Here is a 1,120-nt window from a genome sequence, read left to right as displayed (position 1 = left end):
TTCATTTCTTACCTCGTCTCTTCATATAATTAAGCAACTCTTCCTGGACAGATTTTTTCTCGTCCGTACGCGCGGCAACGACCTCATCCAGCGTGTCTTTAGCGACTATGTGATACAGGAACACTGGACGCTCGTGGCCCGCCTGTTTCTGGCGTACAGGACCTATACGCTCGACAACCTGCAAATAGTGCTCCAGGTTCCAGCCTTGCGAAATAAACGCCAGATGATGCCCGCCGTCCTGTAAATTCAAACCATGGCCCGCCGATGCAGGGTGCACGCACAAAATCTCGATTTCCCCGCGGTTCCAAGATTCCATCTGCTTATTACCCTTAGCACCTTTCGCAAACGCCTGCGCCTGGGGGAATCGCCTAAGAATGCGCTCAAGTTCGTGCTTGAACTGATAGGCCACCAGCAGCGGCGCACCCTGCAACTCCTCGACAATGGACTCTAACGCATCGAGTTTCGCGTCGTGCACTTTCTCCCAGTCTTTCGTTGCTTCACCATCCGGCCCCGACACATACACGGCACCGGAAGCAATCTGCAAGCACTTAGCCGTTTTAGCGGCGGCGTTAGCCGCTTCAACTTCTCCGCTCTCCAGTTCCGCGAATAACTTCTCCTCCATATCGATGTAGGCTTGACGCGCTTTCTTCGGCAGGTCAATTTCAACCGGTACGATAACAGGCGCCTCACAACCGAACCACTCAGCAGCATCAATGGTCAGGCTGATATCCTTCATCTTCTGGTGAATCTCGTTATCGGCGCCTGGGCGAGCATGGTACTCCCGCGCCATCGCAGATTTGCCTTTCTGTACCGAGTTAAACCATCTATCGGTAAAGGCCGTGTATGAAGACCCAAGGCGTTCACCCGCGTCGATGAACCAGTTCTGACCCCACAAGTCTTTGAGGCCGTTAGGTGATGGTGTACCGGTCAGGTTAATGAAACGCTTAACTTTACCGAACGCCACCTTACTGAGCGCCCTCGCCCTCTTGCTCCCGCCAGAACGGCTACGGAACGATTTCAGTTTCGTGCTCTCATCGGCAACGATAACGGTAAAAGGCCAGTCGTCTTTGCCGTAGTAGTCAATAAGCCATTCTATAACTTCGTAATTTGTGCAAACCAC

General features: G+C 52.8%; 1 protein-coding gene. It reads right to left on the bottom strand.

The genetic code is table 11. The features are described from left to right. Position 1: 1 nt before the first annotated feature. Positions 2-1,120: DEAD/DEAH box helicase (locus H9Y05_RS16175; RefSeq protein ID WP_216714901.1), on the bottom strand; the 1,119-nt coding region annotated here is incomplete at its 5' end.

Source organism: Taishania pollutisoli (assembly GCF_014518315.1).
Lineage (GTDB): Bacteria > Bacteroidota > Bacteroidia > Flavobacteriales_D > Crocinitomicaceae > Taishania > Taishania pollutisoli.
The sequence above is the reverse complement of the archived record's forward strand: the minus strand, read 5'-3'. Positions and strand labels throughout refer to the sequence as shown.